Below are 24,027 nucleotides of genomic sequence, written 5' to 3' on the forward strand. Positions count from 1 at the left end.
GGGCAAGCCGTCGATACGGCGGCTTGTACTTACGGTTTTGGCTGCGGCCATAGAAGGAATATGAGGAAGGTTATGGTCTCTGCTCGTCACAACACGCCTCAAGGTCTGTCATGCGCCCCGTCTGACCTGAGAGAGGTGGAGGAGATCGTTACCCGTTCCGGCACGTCATTCGGGCGGGGGATGAAGATTCTTCCTCCCATGCGCCGGGATGGTATGTTTGCCGTCTATGCCTTCTGTCGTGTCGTGGATGATATTGCTGATGGTGATATTCCTCACGATGATCCCGCTGCGGCCTTGGAGGAGTGGAAGGGCCGCATTGCAGCCCTCTATGAGGGGCAGGCAGACACGGCATTAGAACGTGTTCTGCTGGAGGCCATCAAGCAGTTCGACCTGAAGCAGGAAGATTTCATCGCCATTATCGATGGCATGCAGATGGATTGCGGCGAGCCGATTGTGGCCCCGGATGAGGCGACATTGGACCTCTACTGCGACCGTGCCGCCTCGGCTGTTGGGAGGCTGTCCGTACGTATTTTTGGAACGCCAGAAGAGTACGGGGATAAGATCGCCTACCATCTGGGGCGTGCCCTTCAGTTGACAAATATTCTGCGTGATATTGCTGAAGATGCAGCCCGTGGGCGGCTGTATCTGCCCGCCGAACTTTTGCGCCGATACAGCGTGCCCGCTGATCCTGCGGAGGCTCTTTACGCTGTCGGGTTGGATGGGTTGTGCCGTATTCTCGCAGGGCGAGCAAAAGATCATTTCCGCCGGGCTGCGGCATTGATGAAGCGGTGTCCGGCTGCGACAGTACGCCCCGCCCGGATTATGGCTGCCTCTTACAAGGTTACGCTGGCTGCGCTTTGCCGTCGTGGTTGGCGCAATCCGGAGGCTCCGCTGCGTGTCTGTTCTATCCGTAAGGCAGTGACGATGGCGCTGGCAGCGGCTGGGGTGACATTGTGAGCCATGTGCATATCATTGGCGGTGGGCTTGCGGGCCTGTCCGCCGCTGTGGATCTTGCTTCACAGGCGCAGGTGACTGTGTATGAGGCCGGACCCGCCTGCGGTGGGCGGGCTCGTTCCTTTCATGACAAAGCGTTGGACACGGTCATTGATAATGGCAACCACCTGCTTCTTTCCGCTAATCCTGCCACATTCCGTTATCTCGACCGTCTGGGTGCACGGGATACGCTGAAAGGGCCGGGGGCACCTGTCTTTCCGTGGTATGATCTGCAAGAGGATGTGGCATGGACGCTACGCTTGTCTCCGGGGCGTATCCCGTTCTGGCTTTTGCAGCGGGGTAGCCGTGTTCCGGGGATGCGTCTTGGGGATGTAAGGGCTTTATTCCGTCTGATGAAGGCTGATGAGCAAGCCTCCGTAGCGGATTGTCTTCTGCCGGGACAATTTGCTCGCCGCCTGTTGGAGCCGTTGGCCGTCTCTGGGTTGAATACGGATGTAAAAAGAGGCAGTGCCCGTCTTTTGGGGAATATCGTACGGCGGACGCTGGCCAAAGGTGGCAATGCCTGTTGCCCGTGGATGGCCGCTAGCGGGCTTTCGGAGAGTTTTGTCACGCCGGCCCTTCGCTATCTAGAGCGTTTCCATGCAGAGGTCCTGACCAGCACGCGTGTGTCGGCCCTTCAGATTGATGAAGGCACAGGACGTGTGACGGCACTGGAGACATCCAACGGCCCCGTGATGCTGGGGGCGGAGGATTCAGTAATTCTGGCTGTTCCTTCGCCAGTGGCTGCTGGGCTTCTCCCGGGGCTGGAGGGGCCGGACGAGTTTGAGAGTATCGCCAATGCTCACTATCGTTTGGCTCAGCCCCTACAACCCCGTGGTGCCTTGAAGCAGGCCGGTTTTATCGGGCTGGTCGGTGGAGTGGCAGAGTGGGTTTTCCTGCATGATGAGGTTCTGTCTGTCACGGTTAGTGCAGCCAACCGTTATGCTGATTGGGGGCAGGAGGATATGTTGACGCATATCTGGGCAGAATTGCGCCAGACGCTGGACCCGCTTATCGAAGTGCCGTTACCTGAGGCGATGCCCGTTGCTCGGCTGATCCGGGAAAAGCGGGCAACCTTTGCAGCCACCCCGGAACAGGATAAAAGGCGTCCTGGGGCAAAGACTGCCTATGCCAATCTTGCTCTCGCCGGAGACTGGACAGATACTGGCCTGCCTTCCACGATTGAAGGTGCTATCCAGTCCGGAGTGGTAGCGGTGGGAGCGCTTGGTTTTCGCACGGCTTCTGCTGGAGCGGCGCACGCCTGAAAACTGGTTTATGGTCTCCGCACATGCTGGACAGGCATAAGACCTGCTGTGCGAGGATGTTGGAGGAGAGTTCAGTGAACGAGACGTTGTTCCGTCATAACATCGATGCCACCGTGGTGGAGCAGGCTGTCAAAGCATCTCATACCGCTCTGGGAAAGCGTCAGAAGAGTGACGGTCATTGGGTCTTTGAGCTGGAGGCCGATGCAACCATTCCATCGGAATATGTCCTGCTACGTCATTTCCTTGATTGTAGCGATGTGGAGCTGGAGCAGAAGATTGGTGTCTATCTGCGCCGGACGCAGGGTGAGCATGGTGGGTGGCCACTTTATACGGATGGCCGGTTCGACCTTTCTGCCAGTGTGAAAGCCTATTTCGCCCTAAAGATGATAGGGGACGATCCGGAAGCCCCGCATATGCGCAAGGCCCGGGCCGCCATTCTTCATCATGGCGGGGCGGAGAGAAGTAATGTCTTCACCCGTATTCAGTTGGCTCTGTTCGGGGAAGTGCCGTGGTCTGCCGTGCCTGTTATGCCGGTGGAGCTGATGCTGCTGCCACGCAAAGCCTTCTTTTCAGTCTGGAATATGTCTTATTGGTCCCGGACTGTCATTGCGCCGCTCCTCATTCTAGCTGCGTATAAACCTCTTGCCCTGAACCCTCGTGGAGTGCGCGTGCAGGAGCTGTTTAGAGAGCCGCCAGCTACCATCAAGGATTGGATCCGTGGCCCGTATCGTTCGGTTTGGGGGCGGGTTTTTGCCGGTTTGGATAAAGTCATACGGCCACTCGTTCCGCTCATTCCCCATTCCGTTCATGAGAAAGCCATCCGTGTTACGGTTGATTTCATCGAGAAACGGCTGAGCGGTGGTGGTCTGGGGGCTATCTACCCCTCTATGGCTAATGTCATCATGATGTATCGCACGCTTGGCGTGCCGGATGATGATCCACGGGTTGTTCAGGCATGGGAGGCCATGCAAGGACTACTGGTGGTGAAGGAACATGAGGCTTACTGCCAGCCTTGTGTGTCGCCTGTCTGGGATACGGGTCTGTCAGGTCTTGCCATGTTGGAGGCTTCGACAGGAGCTAAGGGCGTGATGCCAGCCGAGACAAAGGCAGCTTTGGAGAAGGCAGCAGCATGGCTTCGGGACCGTCAGATTCTGGATGTTAAGGGCGACTGGGCCATTAATGCGCCTAACCTGCGTCCGGGTGGATGGGCCTTCCAGTACGAGAATGATTACTATCCGGATGTTGATGATACTGCTGTTGTCGGCATGTTGTTGCACCGGATTGATCCAGAGAAAAATCGTACAGCTATTGAGCGTGCCCGGGAATGGATTATCGGGATGCAGAGTAGCAATGGCGGTTGGGGTGCCTTTGATATTGATAACAATCTTGAGGTGCTGAACCACATTCCATTCTCTGATCACGGTGCCTTGCTGGACCCGCCAACGGTGGATGTTTCCGCCCGTTGCATTTCTTTCCTGTCTCAGTTGGGGCATCCGGAGGATATGGGTGTGATCCGCAAAGGGCTGGATTATATCCGTGCTGAGCAGGAGAAGTCGGGTAGCTGGTTCGGGCGTTGGGGCACGAACTATATTTACGGTACATGGTCTGTGCTTTGTGCGCTGAATATCGCTGGTGTCAGCCATGATGATCCGATGGTGAAGCGGGCTGTTGCTTGGCTGGAAAGTGTGCAGAATGATGACGGTGGCTGGGGCGAGGACTGCGCCAGTTACGAGGGGGCACCGCAGGGCGTCTACAAGGAGAGCCTACCAACTCAGACGGCCTGGGCCACGCTGGGGCTGATGGCGGTTGGTCGTCACGATAGTGAGGCGGTCCGTCGTGGTATGGCTTACCTCATGCAGGCGCAGGATGAGCAGGGCGAATGGCACGAGGCACCGTATAATGCTGTTGGCTTCCCCAAAGTCTTTTATCTGCGCTATCACGGGTACAAGCAGTTCTTCCCGCTCATGGCACTGTCCCGGTATCGTAATCTGTCCAGTAGTAACTCAGGGCAGGTAGAGTTCGGCTTCTGATGTTAGGTATTCTGGTAGGGCTGAAACAGGAAGCACGGCTAGCAAGGCAATTTTTCCCCGAGGCAAAGATTGCGCTGAGCCATGCTTGTGAGGTTGGTGCACGGCGTGCCTTGCTATCTCTTCGTGAAGCAGGCGTGACGGAACTTCTGTCCTTTGGCTGCTCTGGGGCTTTGGATGCAGCCCTGCCACCGGGAAGTGTGCAGGTAGCCGAGTATGTGCAGGTTGATGGCGAAAACTATAGGGCTGATCCAGCACTGAGTGCCCGTTTTGGCGCAGCACAAGCTGCAGTGCGTGAGGGTATCTTGCATAGTCCGGTTATGATTGGAACGGCTACAGAAAAAGCGGCTCTTTTTTCTCGTACCGGGTGTCATGCCGTGGATATGGAAAGCGGCCTTGTGGCTCGTTCGGGCTTGCCCTTTGCCGTGGTGCGCGTGATCTGTGATGAGGCAGGGAGGGACCTGCCTCCTGCCGCTGTGGAAGGGCTTAAGGAAGGGCGGGTGCATGTTCCGGCTCTGCTTGGGTCTATTCTGCGTCATCCGTTTCAGATCGGCGCCTTGATAGGGCTTGGGCGTGATGCCGCCCGTGCCCATAAGGCTATGGCGCAGTTTCTGCGTGGCCTCCCCGTCGCACAGGGATGAAGGGCAGGGAGATACTTGCGTTTCGTTCCAGCTTATTCTAGATAGAGGCGGTATTTTTCAGCCCTACATGGGGTGGAGAGTATATTTCGCACGCATGGCCCGGATTGCCTGGTGTCCCGTATCTTAAGGGGCGTTGCCATGCGGAGGATAAACCAGAGAAAGAGAGTTTTAGACTATGGCAATGCCACAGTTCACGATGCGTCAGCTGCTGGAAGCTGGTGTTCACTTCGGCCATCACACACGTCGTTGGAATCCGGCAATGGCACCGTACCTGTTCGGTGTTCGTAACCAGGTTCATATCATTGACCTTCAGCAGACTGTTCCGCTGCTGGATCGCGCCCTGAAGCAGGTGCGTGATACCGTGGCCTCCGGTGGTCGCGTGCTGTTTGTTGGTACGAAGCGCTCTGCTGCTGATCTGGTTGCTGATGCTGCTCAGCGTTGCGGCCAGTACTATGTGAACCATCGTTGGCTCGGTGGTATGCTGACCAACTGGAAGACCATCACGGGCTCCATCAAGCGTCTGCGTGGCATTGATGAAATGCTGGCTGGCGACACAACTGGTCTGACCAAGAAGGAAGTCCTCGACATCACCCGTGACCGTGAGAAGCTGGAACGCTCCCTCGGCGGGATCAAGGACATGGGCGGCCTGCCGGACCTGCTGTTTGTTATCGACACAAACAAGGAAAAGCTGGCTGTTGAAGAAGCTAACAAGCTGGGCATCCCCGTGATTGCCGTGCTGGACAGCAACTCCGACCCGAAGGGTGTTACATTCCCGATCCCGGGTAATGATGATGCTATTCGTGCCATCGCTACTTACTGTGATCTGGTGTCTGGCGCTGTGCTGGATGGTATCTCTGCTGAACTGGCAGCCTCCGGTCAGGACATCGGCGCTGCTGCTGAGCTGCCGGTTGAAGAAACCGTCGTGGCAGAGAAGGCTGAATAAGTCTCTCCAGCTATGGCCCTTGTGGCCATGCCAGAAAATCCGGCCTGCTTTTTCGTGAAGTCGAGCCGGATGATGGATATGTGACATGAAGCTCATGCAGCCGTGGATTATTTCCCGGCTGCATGGGTGTTTTATCGGGGATGATAGAGAATGGCAGAAGTTACCGCTGCAATGGTGCGTGAGCTGCGTGATGCAACAAGCGCAGGCATGATGGATTGTAAAAAGGCCCTGACAGAAGCCAATGGCGACATGCAGGCTGCTATCGACTGGCTGCGTAAGAAGGGTCTGTCTCAGGCTGCTAAGAAGTCTGGTCGTGTGGCTGCTGAAGGTCTGGTAGGCGTTGCCGTTGATGGCAAGAAAGCTGCCATGGTGGAGGTCAATGCCGAGACCGACTTCGTGGCTCGTAACGAGGCTTTCCAGCAGGCTGTGGAAGACATCGCTAAGGTGGCTCTGCAGGTCGGTGGTGATCTGGAGGCTGTTAAGGCTGCCAAGATGCCGTCTGGCCGTACCGTTGCTGATGAGCTGACCCATCTGGTCGCTACCATCGGTGAGAACATGAGCCTGCGTCGTGTTGACGTGCTGAGCGTGCCGTCTGGTGTTGTGGCCAGCTACGTTCATGGTGCTCTGCGTCCGGGCGTTGGTCGCATCGGTGTTCTGGCCGCTATTGAGGCTCCGTCCGAGAGCGAGGCTCTGCTGACACTGGGCCGTCAGATTGGTATGCATGTTGCTGCTACCAGCCCGACAGCTCTGGATGTGGACAGCGTGGACGCTGCCTCTGTCGCTCACGAGCGCAAGGTGCTGGAAGACCAGGCTCGCAGCTCTGGTAAGCCGGAAGCCATTATCGAGAAGATGGTGGAAGGTCGTATTCGTAAGTTCTACGAAGAAGTGGTTCTGCTGGAGCAGGTCTGGGTGCATGACGGTGAGAGCCGCGTGAAGGAAGTTGTTAAGAAGGCCGGTGCTAAGCTGGTTGGCTTCGTCCGCTACAAGCTGGGTGAAGGCATCGAGAAGGCAGAGACGGACTTCGCTGCTGAAGTGGCTGCGGCTTCTGGCCAGAAGAAATAAGCCATTAACGGTTTATTGCTAGAGGAAGGGTCTCCGTCATGATGACGGAGGCCCTTTTTCTGTTCTGAGGGTATCGTCATGGAGTGGGAAGAACCGGCCATCATCCTGCGTCTCTCTCCTCATGGAGACAGCAGCCTGCTAGTCCGTGTGCTGACAAGGCAGCGAGGTGTTTATCATGCGCTGGTGCGGGGCGGGCAGTCCCGCCGACAATCGGCCCTCTGGCAGGAGGGAAGCCTGATCATGGCCCGATGGAAAGCCCGTCTGCCAGAGCAGTTGGGCTATATGACGGCGGAGCTGGTACGGCCTACGGCTTCTTTTCTGTTGGACCATCCTTTGGCTTTATCCTTGTTGGGCTGTGCTTGTAGCCTCTGCAGTGAGGCCTTGGCAGAACGAGAGCCGCAGGAGGTGTTATTTGCATCTTTGGCTCACTTCATGGGGGTGGTGAGTGTTTCTGCACCTCAGCCACCGGTCGCCCTCTATCTGCGCTGGGAACTGCTCCTTTTGGAACAGTTGGGTTATGGCCTCACGCTGGATCAATGTGCTGTTACAGGGGTGCGGGAGGGGCTGGTTTATGTATCACCCCGAACGGGGCGTGCTGTTAGCGAGGAGGGGGCCGGAGAGTGGAAAGACCGCCTGCTGCCTCTGCCTTCGTGCCTTTTGAATGATGAAGAAGAAGGCACTCCGGCTGATTGGCTGGCTGGGGCACGGCTGAGTGGTCATTTTCTGCAACGGGCTGTTTTTGCTGCTTGTCATCGCCCTCTGCCTGCGGCCCGGGATCGCCTGATGACGACACTGTATCGACTGGCTGGGGAGGGGGCCTCTGGACAGGAGGCGGAAGAGCGTGTCTAACCTGTCTCCACTAACAGGCGATTATGAATCAGGAGACCTTATGACGGGCGATCTCGCCGGGCATATTGAAGATACACGGCTGGCTGAGGCGCTTAGCGAGCGTTATTTGGCCTATGCTATGTCCACCATCACGTCACGGTCTCTGCCGGATGTGCGGGATGGCCTTAAACCAGTACATCGTCGTTTGCTCTATGCCATGCAACAATTGAAGCTGGACCCGAGTTCCGGTTTCAAGAAGTGTGCCCGTGTGGTGGGTGATGTTATTGGTAAGTTCCATCCTCATGGTGATGCGTCCGTTTATGATGCATTGGTGCGGTTAGCGCAGGATTTTGCCGTGCGCTATCCGCTGGTGGAAGGGCAGGGCAACTTCGGGTCGATCGATGGCGATGGTGCGGCTGCCATGCGGTATACCGAAAGCCGTATGACGGACACGGCCCGTATCATGCTGGAAGGCATCAGCGATGATGCGGTTGATTTCCGCCCGACCTATGACAATGAGGATCAGGAACCGGTCGTTTTGCCGGGATTGTTCCCTAATCTTCTAGCCAATGGGGCCGCTGGTATCGCTGTAGGTATGGCGACCAGCATTCCGCCCCATAATGCCGCCGAACTTTATCAGGCTGCCCGTTTACTGATTGAGAAGCCGGAATGCAGTACGGAAGAGCTTCTGGATGTTGTGCCGGGGCCTGATTTTCCCACAGGTGGACTGTTGGTGGAAGACCGGCAGACGCTCGTTCAGGCTTATGAGATGGGGCGGGGTAGTTTTCGTATCCGGGCACGTTGGGCGGTCGAGAAAGGTCGCAACGGCAGTTGGACTATCATCGTTTCGGAAATTCCGTATCAGGTGCAGAAGGGCAAGCTGATCGAAGACATCGCCAAAAAGATGGAGGAGAAGAAACTTCCTCTTCTGGCTGATGTGCGTGATGAAAGTACAACGGATATCCGGTTGGTTCTGGAACCTAGAACCCGTAGCTGCGAGCCGGAAGTGCTCATGGAGACGCTCTTTAAGCATACTATGCTGGAGAGCCGGTTCAGCTTGAACATGAATGTGCTCAGTCAGGGGAAAATCCCCGGCGTGTTGTCTCTCAAGGATGCACTGAAGGCATGGTTGGAGCATGTTCATGACGTTTTGGTCCGCCGTACGCAGCACCGTTTGGATGCCGTTCTGAAAAGATTGGAGATTCTGGAAGGCTTTCTGAAGGTCTATCTGAATCTTGATGAGGTTATCCGCATCATCCGAGAAGAGGATGAGCCGAAGCCTGCCCTGATGAAGGCATTCTCCTTGAGTGAGCTTCAGGCGGATTATGTGCTGAACATGCGTCTGCGCTCCTTGCGGCGGCTGGAAGAAATGGAAATCCGCAAGGAGTGGGACGGACTGGGCAAGGAGCAGGCATCACTCGAAGCTCTTTTGGGGTCCGAAAAGAGACGCTGGACCCGGATTGGCAAAGACCTTCAGAAGATGCAGGCTCTGTTCGAAGGTGGCCCGTATGGGCAGCGGCGTACGATTATGGGCGAGGCTCCGGCCAGCATCGATACGTCTGCCGCTCTGGCGGTAGAACGTGAACCGGTGACAGTCCTGCTCTCGCAGGAAGGCTGGGTCCGTGCCGTTAAGGGGCATGGGCATGATGTGGAGAACCACCGCTTCAAGGAAGGGGATGGTCTGGCCTATCATGTGGAATGTCAGAGTACCGACCGTCTCTGCCTGATGGCCGCTGGGGGCCGGGCTTTCACATTAAAGGCAGCGGACCTCCCCCGTGGGCGCGGTTTTGGTCAGCCCGTGCGGACATTGGCTGATCTGGCGCAGGACGATCAGGTCGTGGCTTTCTTTGCCTTTGGTGATGATAACGCACGGTATTTTCTGGCCAGCACAGATGGTCGGGGGATGCAGGTTGCCGCTGGGAACCTTGCGGCTGAAAAGCGGACAGGGCGACAGGTCTTTAATCTGCGTAATGGAGCGCAGGTGCAGCTTGTCCTGCCTGCGGAGGGGACGCATGTCCTCTGTCTGACAACGGCTAAGCGAGCCCTTATCTTCCCGCTGGAACAGGTTGCCGAGGTTGCCAAGGGCGGTGGCGTTAGTCTCCAGAAGTTGGGAGAGGGTGTAACGATCAGTCAGATACGTCTCTTCCGTTTGGAAGATGGCCTCATCTGGCGGGAGGGGCAGCGATCCCGTTCTCCTGATGATCTGGCCCAGCTGGAAGGGCGGCGTGGTGCAGTCGGGCGGGTCGCTCCGCAGTGGATGTTGCGTAAATAAGGCTATGCGTATGGGCAGCCTGCCATCCTTTCCAGCGGGTAGGGTGTGGTGGGCTGTTTGGCATGGTCGTATGAGAAGGAGGGGAGATGGAAGCACTTGTTTGGCAGACGTTCCTGTTAGGAATGCTGCATGTCAGTCTTTCCCTTCTTGTCACCGCCCATATCCTGCTGACGAAACGGGATACGGCCGCCGCTGCGGGGTGGATCGGTTTTTGTTGGGTTATGCCCTATTTTGGGTCGCTGCTTTATCTCTGTTTAGGGATCAATCGTGTCCATCGTCGGGCACAGAAGTTGCGAGAGGATGTCAGCCCGGAGGAGACCGCCTTCTTGGCGACATGGTCTCATGATGCTTCTGATAGCTTCATGGCACCTCTGGTTAAGATGTTGGATGAATTGACGGGTCTACCCCTACTCAAGGGGAACAGTGTAGATTGTCTGCATGACGGTGACCGTGCTTACCCAAAGATGCTGGAAGCCATTGCTCAGGCGGAGCGGTCCATTCTGCTGTGCTCCTATATTTTTCGACATGATGAGATCGGCAAGCAGTTTGTGGCAGCTCTGGTAGAGGCTAGACAGCGTGGGGTTGAAGTCCGTGTGTTGGTGGATGGTATCGGGAGTGGTTATCTCTATAGTCCGATCATCCAGAGGCTGAAGCGTGAGAGCATACCCTGTGCCCGTTTCATGCATTCTCTCTGGCCGTGGCGGATGCCGTTCATCAACCTTCGGGACCATCGCAAGATATTGGTTGTTGATGGTCGAATAGGCTTCATGGGTGGGTTAAATATCGGGGCAGAAAATCTGCTCAATCGACCCAGAGGGCGGCGCATCCCAGTGGCGGATACGCATTTTCGGCTAGAAGGCCCGGTGGTCCAGCAGCTTTCTGAAGTCTTTGCGCGGGACTGGGTTTTTACGACAGGGGAGACGCTGGAAGGAGAGCGTTATTTTCCGGTCCCTGTGGCGGGGGGAACCATCCCAGCCCGTGTTGTGACCTCAGGGCCAGATATGGACGTAGAGAAGATTGAATATACTATTCTTCAAGCGGTCATTCTGGCTCGTAGTCATGTTTGCTTTATGACGCCTTATTTCATTCCAGATAACCGCTTCGCAACGGAACTCGGATTGGCAGCGTTGCGGGGGGTGCGGGTGGATATTGTTGTGCCGCAGCATAGCAACCATCCGGTGACGGATTACGCCCGTAATGCTTGCCTGAAAGAACTAGTGCAGGCGGGATGCCGTGTCTGGCTGGGAGAGCCGCCCTTTAACCACTCCAAGTTGATGACGGTGGATCAGGTTTGGAGCTTTGTAGGTAGTGCTAACCTGGATAGGCGTTCCTTGCGTCTCAATTTTGAATGCAACATGACCTTGCATGATGCAGAGACAACAGGACATTTGGAAAAATTCATCCTGAGCCATTGCAACCAGCAGTTGACGCTGGAGGAAATTGATTCATGGTCAATGCCGGTTCGACTGCGGAATGCGGCCTGTTGTCTTTTCCTGCCTTATCTTTAAACGAGAAGGGAGGCGTTGTCTGATAGTTCCGGTTGCAACGTAACGGCAATGGGGCGGTGATCGGAGCCGAAACGGGGGTAGACCCGTCTGTCCAGTAGCGAGAAACCACGGACAAGGCAGCGATCCAGCCGGAGGGGGACTTTGTCCAACATGCGGTGGGTTTGTTCTCGTGGGCCGACATCCTCGAAGCCCCGTAGCATGGCAGGGCCAACCTGATTGAAATCTCCAATGATGATAGCTCGATCCGATAGGGTTTGCCGGATGAGACGCAGCTGGCGGCGGTTGAGGATAGGGCCATGGGATAGGTGGACGTTGGCGAGACTGAACGGCCCGAACCCTGTATCAAACTCCAGAATCTGAGCAGAACGATGTGCGGCTAACCCCGGGGGGAGCATTTGCAGTCGTGGTGGTGATAGGAACGGATGGCGGCTCCAACAGGCGGTGCCATGCACACGCCCTTCCGATGCTAGTCGGCTGAAATGCCCTCCCACAAGTTCGGGAAGCCGGTTGGTAAACAGGCGACATTCTTGCATGAGTAGAATATCAGGTTTTGTAACCCGCATGAGGAGGCGGATATCTTCCAGCGTAGCGCCATCCTCATGGAAGAGGTTCCAGCTTACAAGCCGGAGACTATGAGGAAGAGGAGGTGATGAAAGCGGGGCCGACATTATTGGAAGAACCTGATGAGAAAAAGAGATAGGACCTGTCAGTACGGGTCGAGAGAAGGATTCTATTATATATAATCCTGATGCAAAAGCACGCCGTGGTTGAAGGTGAGATGGGAATTAAGGGTGTGTAGGTCTTTATCATATATATATAAATATGAGGCAGTTTTGAAATTAATAAAGAAGACTATAAATATCATATTTTGATTTTTTAAAATAATCTATATTATAAATTAATTTATATCATGTAATAAAATGATGTTCTCTGGAGAATAAGACCATGACGGCCTCTGATTTAAAGAAAAGAGTGTTAGAAGCTCACTAAATGAGAAAGGGTAGTCGTTCTGCTCTCATCAGAAAATTTTTGATTGGAAATTTCTTCCAAGTTTTCCCTATCCAGCGATAGGCACCTAATGTGCTGGATGGATACTTTTGGATATCCTAAGCAAATATCTACATATCGTTATTTTTAGTCAGTATGGTTAATGTAATGCAGTAGGAGTGATGGGTATGAAAAATATGCGCAAAGATAATAAGGGTAAAGAGTCAGCAATGGGGCCTGTTATTGGTGCAGGATGGCAGAAATTTGCGACTTTTTTGACACATGCAGGTCGGCAGCAGCCGGATAGACGGGGCAGTTTTGTCAACATGCCGGTTGAGCGTGGTTCAACGGTCGTCTTCCCAACCGTTGATGATATGGAAGCACAGGGCGGGCACGCTTATGAGCATCAGCTCGTCTATGGGGCTATGGGTAATCCCGTTCAGCATAGACTGGAGCAAGTGATTGCGGCCTTGGAAGGGGGAAGCCATACGCAGGTTGTCAATTCCGGTTTGGCGGCCTGTACAGTTGCCCTTCTGGCTTTTCTTAAAGGGGGCGACCATCTGCTTTTACCTGATTCGGTCTATGGTCCAACCCGGCGTTTCGTACTTGGTACACTGGCCCGTTTTGGGGTGGAGACGAGCTTCTACCCACCTCGTGCTGATGAAGCTACGTTGAGGGCCCATCTTCGGCCCAATACGGCTGTGATCTTTGCGGAGAGTCCGGGAAGCCATACATTTGAGGTTCAGGATATTCCCATGATTGCAAGGCTGGCTCATGGAGCAGGGGCACGAGTGTTGTTAGATAATACATGGGGTATTGGGGCTTTTCAGCCTTTTACGTCTGGGGTGGATGTGTCCATTCAGGCCTTGACAAAATATCCCAGCGGTCATGCAGATGTTATTCTGGGGTCGATTACGGTTCAGCGGCAGGAGCACTGGCAGTCCCTACGGCGTACGGCAATTGAGCTAGGGGCGTGCGGTGCTCCAGACGATTGTTGGTTAACCCTGCGAGGGTTGAAGACAATGGCAGTCCGTCTCTCTCAGCAGGCCCGTTCTGCCTATGAGCTGGCCTTGTGGTTGAAAAGCAGGCCAGAAGTAGCCCATGTGCGGCATCCAGCTCTGCCCGGTTGTCCGGGCCATGAAATATGGAAGCGTGATTTCACCGATGCCAGTGGCCTTTTCGGTGTGGAGCTAGATGCAGGAATTACGCAGGAAGCGATGATTGCTATGCTTGATGGGCTGCATCTGTTCAGCATTGGGGCCAGTTGGGGCGGGTATGAAAGTCTCGTCCTGCCTACATCTGGTGGTCTGATCCGCACCCATAAGGATGGTCTGCCCCAGGGGGCGGCCTTTCGTATTCAGGTCGGGTTAGAGAATGTAGCAGACCTGAAAGCTGATCTAACCCGTGGGCTGGATGGGCTGAAACGCTGAGATCAGAGAGGAGTGCGGTAGGAGAGAGCTTCTGCCGCATGGTGCTTCTGTACTGTTTCCGTGCCGTCCAGATCGGCAATCGTGCGGGCGACACGGAACATACGTGTGATGCCTCGATGAGAGAGCTTCATGCGTAAGGCAGCTTGTTCGGCAAGGGCCAGAGCATCGGGGTCGAAGTGGAAACCTTCAGGAGGCATTACGGCATTGCTGGCTCCCTGCCGTTGTATTTGCCGGTCATAGGCGGCTTGTACTCTGGCCCGGACTTCTGCGCTGCTTTCTCCTGTAGGAGCACGGCTGATAGCCAGCGGGGATAAAGAATGGATGTGCACGCATAGATCCATACGGTCTAACATCGGGCCGGAGATGCGGGCCGTGTAGTCCTGAGCGCAGCGGGGTGCCCGATTGCAGGCTCGCTCGGTATCGTGAACATAGCCGCAGCGACAGGGGTTCATAGCTGCTACAAGCTGGAAGCGAGCGGGATAGTGCGTATGGCGTGCCGCACGGGAGATCGTGACCTCGCCTGATTCAACAGGTTGGCGCAATCCCTCGAGGCAGTTGCGGGGGAACTCGGGAAATTCATCCAGAAATAGCACGCCATTATGGGCAAGACTGACCTCGCCGGGCATGGCCTTGGGGCCACCACCAACTAAGGCGGGAAGAGTCGTATTATGATGTGGGGCACGGTAAGGCGGCCGATTGACGAGCTGTCCAGCGGGCAGCAGCCCGCCGATGCTGTGGATGCGGCTGGTTTCTAGTATTTCTGCAGCGGTGAGGTCGGGCAAGATACTGGGTAGGCGGCTGGCGAGCATGGACTTACCAGACCCCGGCGGACCGGACATGAGCAGGGAGTGACGCCCCGCAGCGGCGATCTCCAAGACACGGCGAGCCTGCATCATGCCTTTTACATCCCGCAGGTCCGAGCCGTAATCGGGCGGCTGAGGAGCGGGTGGTGGTTCGGCGGGTAGGGGTTGCTCCTTGCGGAGATGGCCGATTAGGGCCTTGAGAGATGGCGTGGCAACAATCTCTAGATCAGGATGGCCCCAGCGTGCTTCTGCTCCTTGCGAAGCGGGGCAGATCAGCCCCTGTCCTTGTGTGGAAGCCGTCAGGGCAGCGCAGAGAATACCATTGACGGGGTTGATCGTCCCATCGAGGGCGATTTCACCCAGAGCTGCCAGATTGGCTACGGTCTCGGCAGGGATGACGCCCATGGCAATTAGAACACCAAGGGCGATGGGGAGATCGAAATGTGCCCCTTCTTTAGGAAGGTCAGCCGGTGTGAGGTTAACGAGAATCCGTTTGGGCGGCAGGGCCAGCCCCATGGCAGAAAGGGCAGCTCTGACGCGTTCCCGTGATTCGGCAATAGCTCGGGCTGGCATCCCGACAATGATAAAGGAGGGCAGGCCGCTAGAAATCTGAACCTCTACCATGACAGGCAGGGCGTCTATCCCGGAGAAGGTGAAGCTCTGGATGCGGGCAAGAGTAGGCGGGAGAGCGGCCATGCTGTCGGGAATCCTTATGGGCCGGATGCGAAACCGCCCGACAGCGGAACTGCCGGGCGGTTGTCAGAGGCAAACCGAATAGAGCCGTAGAGGGTTAGTCTTCGGTCGGCAGGGGACGGATAGAGCGGGCACGCAGGGTACCCTTCAGGCTGCGCAGCTGTTCCAGCAGGCTTTTTTCAAGCTCGGGGATGTTCTGGCCTTCCTGTGCTTCAGCTTCTGTAACGACGTAGCCAAGCTCACCATCTGTCTGAAGGAACTGGGCTGTCAGATTGCAGGCAGCTTTAGCGAAAATGTCGTTGATCTGGCCAAGGATGCCCGGCTGGTTGGAATGGACATGCATAAAGCGCATCCCGCCGGGGCGTTCACCCAGCTGAACCTGCGGGAAATTAACCGCCCCAACAGTGGAGCCGACATCAGAATAATCGACCAACTTCTGGGCGACTTCTACGCCGATGCGCTCCTGAGCCTCCATCGTGGACCCACCAATATGCGGGGTCAACAGCACGTTCTCCAGCCCTTGAAGCGGGGTGGTGAAGCGTTCTTGGCTGCTCTTTGGTTCCACGGGGAAGACATCAATAGCGGCACCCATCAGATGGCCGTCCTTCAGAGCACGGGCCAGAGCCTCAAGGTCCACAACGGTGCCACGGGCATTGTTGAGCAGAATGGAGTTCGGCTTCATGGCCCGGATTTCGGCTTCGCCGATCATGTTCTGTGTTTCCGGGGTCTCGGGAACATGCAGTGTCACGATATCGGACTGACCTAGCAGCTCTTCCAGAGAGTTGACGGCAATGGCGTTACCATGCGGAAGACGGGGGGCGATATCGTAATAGAGAACCCGCAGCCCAAAGGATTCGGCCAGAACGGAAAGCTGCGACCCGATGGAGCCATAGCCGACAATACCGACCGTCTTGCCACGGACTTCCCATGCATTATTGGCAGATTTTTCCCAACCACCTTTGTGGCAGGCATCGGAGCGGGACGGGATGCGGCGTAGCAGCATCACGATCTCGCCCATGACCAGCTCAGCCACGGAACGGGTGTTGCTGAAAGGCGCATTAAAGACAGGAATACCAGCCATCCGGGCAGCCTTGAGGTCCACCTGGTTAGTGCCGATGCAGAAGCAGCCAATGGCCATGAGGCGGTTGGCGGAGTTGATGATATCGGCTGTAAGCTGTGTCCGGCTGCGGATGCCGACTATGTGGACACCATCAAGGGCTTCTTTAAGGGCATCACCCTCCAGTGCACCTTTTAGACGGGTGACAGAGGCATAGCCCTGCTGCTCCAGATAATTGACAGCACTGTCATGAATGCCTTCCAGCAGAAGAATCTTGATTCTGTTCTTGGCGAGGGAGAGGGGCATGTTCAGGTAACCTCATCGTGGTAACCGGGCCAGCAGATGTGACCGCATGAAGAATCGTTATTTATCTGTAACGGACAGATCGTTAAGAGGAAAGGGCCTGTATGGCCTCATCACGCAGGGTTGCATTGGCACAGGCCAGAATGGCCCCTTCACTTTCTAGTGTCAGGGGGGCACCGGACCAATCTGTCAGGCTACCACCGGCCCCGGTGATGATGGGCGAGAGCGGCCCCCAGTCCCACGGTTTGAGCGTATCTTCAGCGATAAGGTCGATCTGGCCAAGGGCCAGCAATCCATAAGCATAGGCATCACCACCCCATGATGTCCGGCGGACTTTTTTCTGAAGCCTCTGGAATTGTTGGAATTGTACAGGGCGAAAGATTTCTGGTGCCGTGCAGGAGAGTTCTGCTTCCCTGAGGGGGACATCCTGCCGGGTGCCGATAGTACCGGGTAGATGAGGGGCGATGTAGCGGCTGGGTTCTCCTGCTAGCCCGAGCCAGCGTTCGTTGGTAACAGGCTGGTCGATCAACCCCAATACGGGGCGGCCTTCATGAAAAAGGGATACTAGCGTTGTAAAGCTCGGCCGCCCGGTGACAAAGGAGCGTGTGCCGTCTATGGGGTCCAGCACCCAGAGCCAGTCTTTCCCTAGCGCACCAGAAGCTCCGGCCTCTTCACCTAGAATGGCATGATGGGGGGTGTGTTCTTCTAGAATAGCCCGCATGGCTGATTCGGCTTCTCGGTCAGCCCGTGTGACGGGGCTATCATCTTCTTTGGAGATGATGGTCAGGGACTGGCGGAAGTAGGGAAGGATGACTCGCCGGGCTGCATCGGCGCAGTGCTGGGCAAGGGCTAGGTAGGAGGAAAGATTAGACCGACTCATGAGGATTACGCCTTTTTCCTGATAGGCTGATTGACGCAGGCGGGTCCACACGGCAATCAGGAGGTTATGCGACCGATTATTGTTATTCCCTCCAGAATTGCCTCCACACGACTTCCACGCAAGGCTTTGGCCGAGATTGATGGGGAGGCCATGGTCGTTCATGTCGCCCGCCGGGCTGTGGCGGCTGGTCTGGGACCTGTTCTTGTTGCCGCAGGCGATGAGGAAATCCGGAAGGCCGTAGCGGGTATGGCGGGTGTGGAAGCCCTTCTGACAGACCCCGCCTTGCCAAGCGGGTCGGACCGAGTGCAGGCGGCTTTGAAAGCCTATGACCCACAGGGGCAGTATGATTGTGTTATCAATCTTCAGGGTGATCTTCCTCTTGTGGAGCCGACCACCCTCCGGCAGGCCTTGCGCCCGTTAGAAGAAGGGCAGTTTGATATTGGGACCTTAGTAGCCCCAGTGCAGAGCCTGGCGGAGCGGGATGCCGATTCGGTCGTGAAGGTTGCGTGCACCTTTCGGAATGATGAGGATGTGGCGAGGGCACTCTATTTTTCTCGGTCCGTGATTCCGTGGGGAGAGGGGGCGTATTGGCACCATGTGGGTGTTTATGCGTGGCGTTGCGAGGCACTAGCTCGGTTTGTCACATTGCCGCCATCCGGGTTGGAGGTACGGGAAAAGCTGGAGCAGCTTCGTGCGCTAGAAGCTGGCATGACGATCGGCTGTGCTCGAATTGAAACCGCCCCGTTGGGTGTGGATACGCCAGAGGACCTTGCACGGGTCAGAGCGAGTGTCAGGGAGCAGGCATTATGCCAGTAATTGCATTTCAAGGGCGGCCGGGGGCTTATTCTGACCTTGCCTGCCGGGCGACACGTCCGGGCTGGGAGACATTGCCTTGCCGCAGTTTTGCCGAGACGATTGAAGCCGTGCGGGATGGGTTAGCAGATGAAGCCCTGCTGCCGTGTGAGAACTCACTTGCCGGTCGTGTAGCGGAGATTCATGCTCTCCTGCCAGAAGCAGGTCTAAAGATCGTGGGGGAGCATTTCCAGCGGGTGGAACATTGTTTGCTAGGGGTGAAAGGGGCACGGATTGAGGATGTAAAGCGTGTCCATACCCATCCTGTTGCTATGGCACAGGTGCGGGGCCTTTTGGAAACATATGATCTGGAGCCTGTGACGGAGTTCGACACAGCAGGGGCTGCTGAGCTGGTGGCAGGCTGGGGACGCAAGGAAGATGCTGCCGTTGCTTCCTCTCTCGCTGGAGAGTTGAATGGGCTTGAGATTCTTCGCCGCAATGTGGAGGATGCCGCCCATAACACGACCCGTTTTTACCGTGTTGCACCGCCCGAAGCGGTCGTGGAACCTGAAACAGGACATCTTATGATGACGACTTTGATCGTCCATGTCCGTCATGTTCCGGGGGCGTTGTGTGATGTGTTGACCTGCTTTGCCCGCTATGGGGTCAACATGACACGGATTGAGAGCTATATGCTGGGAGGCTCCTTCGAGGCATCGCGTTTCCTGATGGATATTGAAGGAGCGTTGAATGACCAGCGGGTGCAGGATGCTCTTTTGGCACTGGCTGAAGTCAGTCAAGGTTATCACGTTCTGGGGACGTACCCCCGGAGTTCGTTTCGGAATGATATGTGACCTTTCTCCAAAGAGGAGGTCTCACTATAATGGCTAGATATTGGTTGGTTAGGCCAACCTATGAGATTGACGCGCAGGGATGAGGGCGGAGAGTAAAGAAATGGCACGGACTATTAATGAGCGTTACCACGGTTCACTGACCGCCTTAATCACTCCCATGAAGAAGGATGGCACGCTTGATGAGCAGGCCGCCACCCGGCTGATTGAGCGTCAGATTCAGGGGGGTACGACAGGTCTTATTCCTTCTGGCACGACAGGGGAAAGCCCGACCCTTTCTCATGAGGAACATGGCCGGGTTATTGAGCATTGTGTAGAGGTATCCGCTGGCCGTGCTCTGGTGATGGCTGGTGCTGGGTCCAACAGCACGCATGAGGCTGTAGGTATGGCTCGCCACGCCCATAAGGTGGGTGCGGATGCTCTGCTGGTGGTTGTTCCTTATTATAACAAGCCGACACAGGAAGGGCTGTACCGCCATTTCATGACGGTGGCCGATGCGACACCACTGCCGCTTTGGCTGTATTGTATTCCGGGTCGCTCCGTTGTGGACCTGACCCCGGAGACGCTGGGCCGTCTGGCTAAGCATCCGAATATCGTGGGAACGAAGGATGCCACGGCCAATCTGACACGCCCGATCGCCGTACGGCGTGAAGCCGGGGCGGAGTTCAATCAGCTTTCTGGTGAAGATGGGACGATTCTGTCTTTTCTGGCAGCCGGTGGGCATGGTTGCATTAGCGTGACGTCTAATGTGGTACCTGACCTCTGCTCGCAGATGCATCGTCTGTGGCAGGAGGGGAAGGTGCAGGAGGCTATCGCTCTTCAGGACAGATTGATGCCACTGCATGACGCCCTGTTTGCCGAGACCAGTCCGGCCCCGGCTAAATATGCGATGTCTCGTCTTGGGTTGTGCGAATCAACGCTTCGTCTGCCTATGGTGGAGCCTACTGAAGCCACAAAGAAGCGTGTGGATGCAGCCCTGCATGCACTCGGCCTTCTGGGTTAAGACGTAACGTCATGGCGGCCAGCAAGAAAAAGACAAAAGGCGGGCTGATTTCGCACGGCATTGCCGCACAGAATCGTAAAGCCCGCTTCAATTATAGCATTTTGGAAACGGTGGAGGCGGGGCTCGTCCTCAAAGGACCAGAGGTCAAGAGCCTACGCATGGGGCGTGCGACCTTGAGTGAGGCTTACGCTATTGAGCGGGATGGTGAGCTGTGGCTTATCAACTCGTATATTCCCGAATATCAAGGGGGCGTTTTGTCTCGGTTTGATACACGGGCCCCTCGCAAACTCTTGCTGCACCGTAAGCAGTTGGCGAAATATATCGGGGAGATCACCAAAGCAGGGGCATCTTTGGTGCCGCTGGATATTCACTTCAATGCCCGTGGTGTGGCTAAGGTAACGCTTGGTCTTGGTAAGGGGCGTAAGAAAGAAGATAAGCGGCACGCTATCGCCGACCGTGACTGGCAGCGAGATAAAGCCCGTTTGCTGAGAAATAAAGGGCGAGGGGATTACTGATTTCCCGCTAATAAGGTGGCTAATATGGAAAAACCCCACGCTCCATAGGAACGTGGGGTTTTTCTTTGAACAGCTTATGCCGTTATCTTATTCGGCAGTAATCTGTACAGCCTCAGGGCCTTTATGCCCCTGAACAACCTTCATGCCGACCGGCTGGCCGTCAGAGAGGCCGTGAAGGCCGGAACGCTCCAGAGCGGAGGCGTGAACGAACACATCCTTGCCGCCAGTCTCCGGCGTGATGAAACCGAAACCCTTTGTGGTGTTGTACCACTTGACGATCCCGCGCATTTCTTCAGCCTGGGAGAGGTCCGGAGCGGCGTGGAAACGTTCCTGACGCATAGGAGCAGACTGGCGACGGGGTGCTTCTGCTGTAGCTGTGCTGGCATCGACAGAAAGCACTTCGGCTACCTGACGGCCTTTGGGGCCCTGACCAACGCGGACGACAACTGTCGTACCCGGCGCAGGCTCGGCATGGCCGAGGGCGCTGATGGTGTTGGCATGGAGGAACACATCACCACTGCCATCGCTCAACCCTACGAAGCCGAAGCCACGCTCTGTGTTGAACCATTTAACAGTGCCGGTAATCTCCGGGCCTGTCGGGGTGATCTGCGGGCCACCACGGCCACCGCCACGGCGGGGTGCACCACCGCCAAAATTACCACCACCGCGCGGTGCATCGTAACTGCCGCGATCGTCAAAGTAAGAAGGCTGGGTCATGAAATCGCGGTCAAAGCCGCCGCGGCGAGAGGAAAAGGAGCTGCGGTCGGATCTATTATTTCTCAAGGGTCTCGTCCCGTACTGGGGTCATCAGGGAGGGAGCAGTTGGCCTGCCCCCTCGGGGTCTTATGTTGAAACATGCCTGCATGTTCCATTTCTGACGGTAGCATGTTTTTCCAATTACGCCATAAGGAAAAAGATGAAATTATGATAATTTTTTTTCGTCGTTATTGTAGGCTGTATTCTAAGGAATATTTGTTCGGAAGTCGGTTGTGTAGATAGTGATAATGTAAGTTTGTAGCTGTACTAATAGTAATTAACGATTTGTATGTATTTTTTGGGTTGTTTAGCCCGATACAAGCAGCCTGCTGGGCATGGCCCGGTCGAATATATGGAGAAGGTCCTGAAGGGCCAGCCCTCTGGGACTGGTTAGTTCTGGGTCACGGGTAAGCTCACGCTGACTGTCCTGCCGCATGGCTGTCAGAAGTAGGGAGAGGCGGGTCGGATCCGCCAAACGGAATCCGGGCATGCCGGATTGACGGTTCCCCGTCAGGTCACCCCCGCCACGGATGCGGAAATCTTCATCGGCAATAAGGAAGCCATCTTCCGTATCTCGCAGGAGGTGGAGCCGCCGCTGGGCTGTGAAGCCGGTGCCCTCACTGTGTAACAGCAGGCAGAAGGACTTCTGCGCTCCCCGGCCGACACGGCCACGTAGCTGATGCAACTGGGCGAGACCAAAGCGTTCAGCCTGCTCTATGACCATGATGGTGGCATTAGGAATATCCACGCCGACCTCAATGACTGTCGTGGCGACTAGCAGGCGGGTTTGCCCTTTTTGAAACGCCGTTAGGGCGTTTTGCCGTGTGTCGATGTCCTGTTTGCCATGCGCTAGCCCAATGATAGGGCCGAAACGCTTTGTCAGCTCTGCCCAGCGTTCTTCTGCCGCCGCGGCACTCTGGGTTTCGCTTTCTTCTATAAGGGGACAGACCCAGAATATTTGTTTTCCTTGATCCAGTGCCCGTTTTATCCCGGCGAAAATATCATCCAGCTTGTTCATATTATGCACGGTCGTGTGAATGGGTTGGCGACCGGCTGGTTTGCTATCCAGTCGGCTGACTCCCATTTCTCCCCATTCCGTAAGCTGGAGCGTGCGGGGAATGGGAGTGGCGGTCATAACGAGCAGGTCCGTAGAGGGGCCTTTGCTGGCCAGTTTCATGCGCTGCTCCACCCCGAAGCGGTGTTGCTCATCAATCACGGCGAGTCCAAGGTCGGCAAAGGTGACGCCATCCTGAAAAAGCGCATGGGTGCCGATGGCGATTTTTGCATGGCCATCGGCAAGCTTCGCCAGTGCAACCCGTCTTGCTTTCCCTTTGACAGACCCGCTGAGAAACACGAACGGTACGGGGCACAGGGCCTCGAATGTACTGGCATGTTGCTGGGCAAGGATTTCTGTTGGGGCCATGAAGGCGGCCTGTGTTCCAGCTTCGACGGCTTGAAGCATGGCCATCATGGCAACAAGGGTTTTCCCAGCTCCGACATCGCCCTGCAGCAGGCGCATCATGGGGGCGGGACGTTCCATGTCTGTCGCGATTTCAGCCATGACACGATGTTGCGCTGGGGTTGGTTTATGGCCGAAACGCTCCAGCAAGGCGTGACGTAAGGAGCCATCGCCCCTCAGCGAGCGGCCTGTCCGTGTTTTAGCTTGCATCCGGGCCAGTCCTAGGCAGAGCTGGTCGGCTAGAACTTCATCAGCTGCCAGCCGGGCACGGGCACGTTCAAGAATGGGAGTGGGGTCTTGGTCCGCAGGGAGAGTTTCGGGAAAATGCATTAATCCCAGTGCTGTGACGAAATTAGGCCAGCCTCGTTTTTTTATAAGAGGCGGGTCCAGCCATTCTGGTAGATCAGTAGGGACCAAGGCTAATGCTGCCTGCATGGCCCGCCTTACAGTGGAAGGGAATAGACCTGCCGTTAGTGGCCATACCGGTTCCAGCCAAGGGAAGCTGTCTTTTTTCTCCCAAGCCATGATGTGATCCGGGCGGGAAAGGGTTAGCCGGTCGTGATAATGGCCCACCCGGCCAGAGACGAGGATTTCCGTCCCCTCTGGTGGCAGGAAAAGACGCCCTTTTTGGAAGAAGGTGATTTCCAGTGTGCCGGTATTGTCTCGAGTGGTCAGGACAGTTGGCTGGGAGGCACGGGTGGGGCGGCGGACACCAACAACATGAACATGGCTTGTTAGGATATCGCCCGCCAGTAATGTTTTTCCCTCGGCGAGGGTCATGAGCCTGCGCCGGTCAATTAGCTTCTCTGGCAGGGTAAAGAGCAGGTCGATAATTCGTTTCCCACCACTGATTTTATTGAGCATCGTGGCATGGCGTGGCCCTATTCCCGGCAAACTGCTTATAGGAGCCAGAAGGGGAGCGATCCGGGCAGAGGGAGGAGCTAGGGGCATGGTATCGG

20 protein-coding genes are annotated in these 24,027 nt (G+C 56.0%); 14 read left to right on the forward strand and 6 right to left on the reverse strand.

What is annotated here, in order from left to right; all coding sequences use genetic code 11:
• Nucleotides 1-72: 72 nt before the first annotated feature.
• From hpnD to AL01_RS00670, 9 genes are all read left to right on the forward strand, one after another.
• Entirely contained in the window at nt 73-957 is an 885-nt protein-coding gene (gene hpnD / locus AL01_RS00630; RefSeq protein WP_077395344.1) for a presqualene diphosphate synthase HpnD, read from the forward strand.
• Nucleotides 954-2,258 carry a hydroxysqualene dehydroxylase HpnE gene (gene hpnE / locus AL01_RS00635; protein WP_077395345.1) on the forward strand — a complete coding sequence of 435 codons (1,305 nt, stop codon included), beginning with the start codon at nt 954-956 and terminating at the stop codon, nt 2,256-2,258. The genes hpnD and hpnE overlap by 4 nt, the downstream gene beginning before the upstream one ends.
• Nucleotides 2,259-2,314: 56 nt before the next feature.
• The gene (gene shc / locus AL01_RS00640) at nt 2,315-4,288 is read left to right on the forward strand and encodes a squalene--hopene cyclase (RefSeq protein ID WP_077395346.1); all 1,974 of its coding nucleotides are present in this window, start codon (nt 2,315-2,317) and stop codon (nt 4,286-4,288) included.
• Nucleotides 4,288-4,926 (forward strand): phosphorylase family protein, encoded by a 639-nt coding sequence (locus AL01_RS00645; RefSeq protein WP_077395347.1) that lies wholly within the window; start codon nt 4,288-4,290, stop codon nt 4,924-4,926. Before shc ends, AL01_RS00645 begins: the two co-directional genes overlap by 1 nt.
• Nucleotides 4,927-5,101: 175 nt before the next feature.
• Entirely contained in the window at nt 5,102-5,869 is a 768-nt protein-coding gene (rpsB, locus tag AL01_RS00650; RefSeq protein WP_077395348.1) for a 30S ribosomal protein S2, read from the forward strand.
• A gap of 150 nt (nt 5,870-6,019) precedes the next feature.
• Nucleotides 6,020-6,931 (forward strand): translation elongation factor Ts, encoded by a 912-nt coding sequence (gene tsf / locus AL01_RS00655; protein WP_077395349.1) that lies wholly within the window; start codon nt 6,020-6,022, stop codon nt 6,929-6,931.
• Between the two features lie 78 nt (nt 6,932-7,009).
• Nucleotides 7,010-7,780: a DNA repair protein RecO gene (gene recO / locus AL01_RS00660; RefSeq protein WP_077395350.1), complete on the forward strand. Its 771-nt coding sequence runs from the start codon at nt 7,010-7,012 to the stop codon at nt 7,778-7,780.
• Between the two features lie 40 nt (nt 7,781-7,820).
• Entirely contained in the window at nt 7,821-10,031 is a 2,211-nt protein-coding gene (gene parC, locus AL01_RS00665; protein WP_077395351.1) for a DNA topoisomerase IV subunit A, read from the forward strand.
• An 86-nt stretch (nt 10,032-10,117) separates the two neighbouring features.
• Nucleotides 10,118-11,539, forward strand: coding sequence for a phospholipase D-like domain-containing protein (locus AL01_RS00670; protein WP_077395352.1), 1,422 nt, complete (start codon nt 10,118-10,120; stop codon nt 11,537-11,539).
• Here the strand turns inward: AL01_RS00670 and AL01_RS00675 are convergent.
• Entirely contained in the window at nt 11,536-12,207 is a 672-nt protein-coding gene (locus tag AL01_RS00675; RefSeq protein WP_077395353.1) for an endonuclease/exonuclease/phosphatase family protein, read from the reverse strand. The two genes, AL01_RS00670 and AL01_RS00675, sit on opposite strands and share 4 nt — an antisense overlap.
• Before the next feature lie 507 nt (nt 12,208-12,714).
• On the opposite strand from AL01_RS00675, the gene metC reads away from it, so the two are divergent.
• The gene (metC, locus tag AL01_RS00680; RefSeq protein ID WP_241502639.1) at nt 12,715-13,956 is read left to right on the forward strand and encodes a cystathionine beta-lyase; all 1,242 of its coding nucleotides are present in this window, start codon (nt 12,715-12,717) and stop codon (nt 13,954-13,956) included.
• Nucleotides 13,957-13,958: 2 nt separating this feature from the next.
• Here metC and AL01_RS00685 read toward each other — a convergent pair whose 3' ends face one another.
• The 3 genes from AL01_RS00685 to AL01_RS00695 all read right to left on the reverse strand — a co-directional run bounded on the left by AL01_RS00685 (nt 13,959) and on the right by AL01_RS00695 (nt 17,692).
• Nucleotides 13,959-15,455, reverse strand: a complete 1,497-nt coding sequence (locus tag AL01_RS00685) for a YifB family Mg chelatase-like AAA ATPase (protein ID WP_077395354.1) — start codon at nt 15,453-15,455, stop codon at nt 13,959-13,961.
• Nucleotides 15,456-15,549: 94 nt separating this feature from the next.
• Nucleotides 15,550-16,815 carry a phosphoglycerate dehydrogenase gene (gene serA / locus AL01_RS00690; RefSeq protein ID WP_077395355.1) on the reverse strand — a complete coding sequence of 422 codons (1,266 nt, stop codon included), beginning with the start codon at nt 16,813-16,815 and terminating at the stop codon, nt 15,550-15,552.
• Between the two features lie 82 nt (nt 16,816-16,897).
• Complete coding sequence (locus AL01_RS00695; RefSeq protein ID WP_077395356.1) at nt 16,898-17,692, reverse strand: inositol monophosphatase family protein; 795 nt, start codon at nt 17,690-17,692, stop codon at nt 16,898-16,900.
• 66 nt (nt 17,693-17,758) lie between these two features.
• Between AL01_RS00695 and AL01_RS00700 the strand changes: the two genes are divergently transcribed.
• The 4 genes from AL01_RS00700 (at nt 17,759) to smpB (ending at nt 20,853) form a co-directional block, all read left to right on the forward strand.
• A complete protein-coding gene (locus tag AL01_RS00700; protein ID WP_077395357.1) occupies nt 17,759-18,508 on the forward strand; it encodes a 3-deoxy-manno-octulosonate cytidylyltransferase in 750 nt (249 codons plus the stop codon).
• Complete coding sequence (locus AL01_RS00705; RefSeq protein WP_077395358.1) at nt 18,499-19,338, forward strand: prephenate dehydratase; 840 nt, start codon at nt 18,499-18,501, stop codon at nt 19,336-19,338. The genes AL01_RS00700 and AL01_RS00705 overlap by 10 nt, the downstream gene beginning before the upstream one ends.
• Nucleotides 19,339-19,438: 100 nt before the next feature.
• On the forward strand, nt 19,439-20,338 hold the full coding sequence (gene dapA / locus AL01_RS00710; RefSeq protein ID WP_077395359.1) for a 4-hydroxy-tetrahydrodipicolinate synthase: 900 nt from the start codon (nt 19,439-19,441) through the stop codon (nt 20,336-20,338).
• Nucleotides 20,339-20,349: 11 nt separating this feature from the next.
• Nucleotides 20,350-20,853 carry an SsrA-binding protein SmpB gene (smpB, locus tag AL01_RS00715; protein WP_077395360.1) on the forward strand — a complete coding sequence of 168 codons (504 nt, stop codon included), beginning with the start codon at nt 20,350-20,352 and terminating at the stop codon, nt 20,851-20,853.
• Nucleotides 20,854-20,940: 87 nt separating this feature from the next.
• Here the strand turns inward: smpB and AL01_RS09495 are convergent, their stop codons facing one another.
• Together AL01_RS09495 and recG are read right to left on the reverse strand one after the other, a co-directional pair.
• Complete coding sequence (locus tag AL01_RS09495) at nt 20,941-21,636, reverse strand: cold-shock protein (protein ID WP_077395361.1); 696 nt, start codon at nt 21,634-21,636, stop codon at nt 20,941-20,943.
• A 280-nt stretch (nt 21,637-21,916) separates the two neighbouring features.
• Nucleotides 21,917-24,019 carry an ATP-dependent DNA helicase RecG gene (recG, locus tag AL01_RS00725; protein WP_077395362.1) on the reverse strand — a complete coding sequence of 701 codons (2,103 nt, stop codon included), beginning with the start codon at nt 24,017-24,019 and terminating at the stop codon, nt 21,917-21,919.
• Between the last annotated feature and the right edge of the window lie 8 nt (nt 24,020-24,027).

Source organism: Bombella intestini (assembly GCF_002003665.1).
In the GTDB taxonomy this organism is placed as follows: domain Bacteria; phylum Pseudomonadota; class Alphaproteobacteria; order Acetobacterales; family Acetobacteraceae; genus Bombella; species Bombella intestini.

Coding starts and splice junctions, on each gene's coding strand:
- hpnD (WP_077395344.1), top strand. CDS start 73: ATGGTCTCTGCTCGTCACAACACGCCTCAAGGTCTGTCATGCGCCCCG.
- shc (WP_077395346.1), top strand. CDS start 2,315: ATGTTGGAGGAGAGTTCAGTGAACGAGACGTTGTTCCGTCATAACATC.
- AL01_RS00645 (WP_077395347.1), top strand. CDS start 4,288: ATGTTAGGTATTCTGGTAGGGCTGAAACAGGAAGCACGGCTAGCAAGG.
- rpsB (WP_077395348.1), top strand. CDS start 5,102: ATGGCAATGCCACAGTTCACGATGCGTCAGCTGCTGGAAGCTGGTGTT.
- tsf (WP_077395349.1), top strand. CDS start 6,020: ATGGCAGAAGTTACCGCTGCAATGGTGCGTGAGCTGCGTGATGCAACA.
- recO (WP_077395350.1), top strand. CDS start 7,010: ATGGAGTGGGAAGAACCGGCCATCATCCTGCGTCTCTCTCCTCATGGA.
- parC (WP_077395351.1), top strand. CDS start 7,821: ATGACGGGCGATCTCGCCGGGCATATTGAAGATACACGGCTGGCTGAG.
- AL01_RS00670 (WP_077395352.1), top strand. CDS start 10,118: ATGGAAGCACTTGTTTGGCAGACGTTCCTGTTAGGAATGCTGCATGTC.
- AL01_RS00675 (WP_077395353.1), bottom strand. CDS start 12,207: ATGTCGGCCCCGCTTTCATCACCTCCTCTTCCTCATAGTCTCCGGCTT.
- metC (WP_241502639.1), top strand. CDS start 12,715: ATGAAAAATATGCGCAAAGATAATAAGGGTAAAGAGTCAGCAATGGGG.
- AL01_RS00685 (WP_077395354.1), bottom strand. CDS start 15,455: ATGGCCGCTCTCCCGCCTACTCTTGCCCGCATCCAGAGCTTCACCTTC.
- serA (WP_077395355.1), bottom strand. CDS start 16,815: ATGCCCCTCTCCCTCGCCAAGAACAGAATCAAGATTCTTCTGCTGGAA.
- AL01_RS00695 (WP_077395356.1), bottom strand. CDS start 17,692: ATGAGTCGGTCTAATCTTTCCTCCTACCTAGCCCTTGCCCAGCACTGC.
- AL01_RS00700 (WP_077395357.1), top strand. CDS start 17,759: ATGCGACCGATTATTGTTATTCCCTCCAGAATTGCCTCCACACGACTT.
- AL01_RS00705 (WP_077395358.1), top strand. CDS start 18,499: ATGCCAGTAATTGCATTTCAAGGGCGGCCGGGGGCTTATTCTGACCTT.
- dapA (WP_077395359.1), top strand. CDS start 19,439: ATGGCACGGACTATTAATGAGCGTTACCACGGTTCACTGACCGCCTTA.
- smpB (WP_077395360.1), top strand. CDS start 20,350: ATGGCGGCCAGCAAGAAAAAGACAAAAGGCGGGCTGATTTCGCACGGC.
- recG (WP_077395362.1), bottom strand. CDS start 24,019: ATGCCCCTAGCTCCTCCCTCTGCCCGGATCGCTCCCCTTCTGGCTCCT.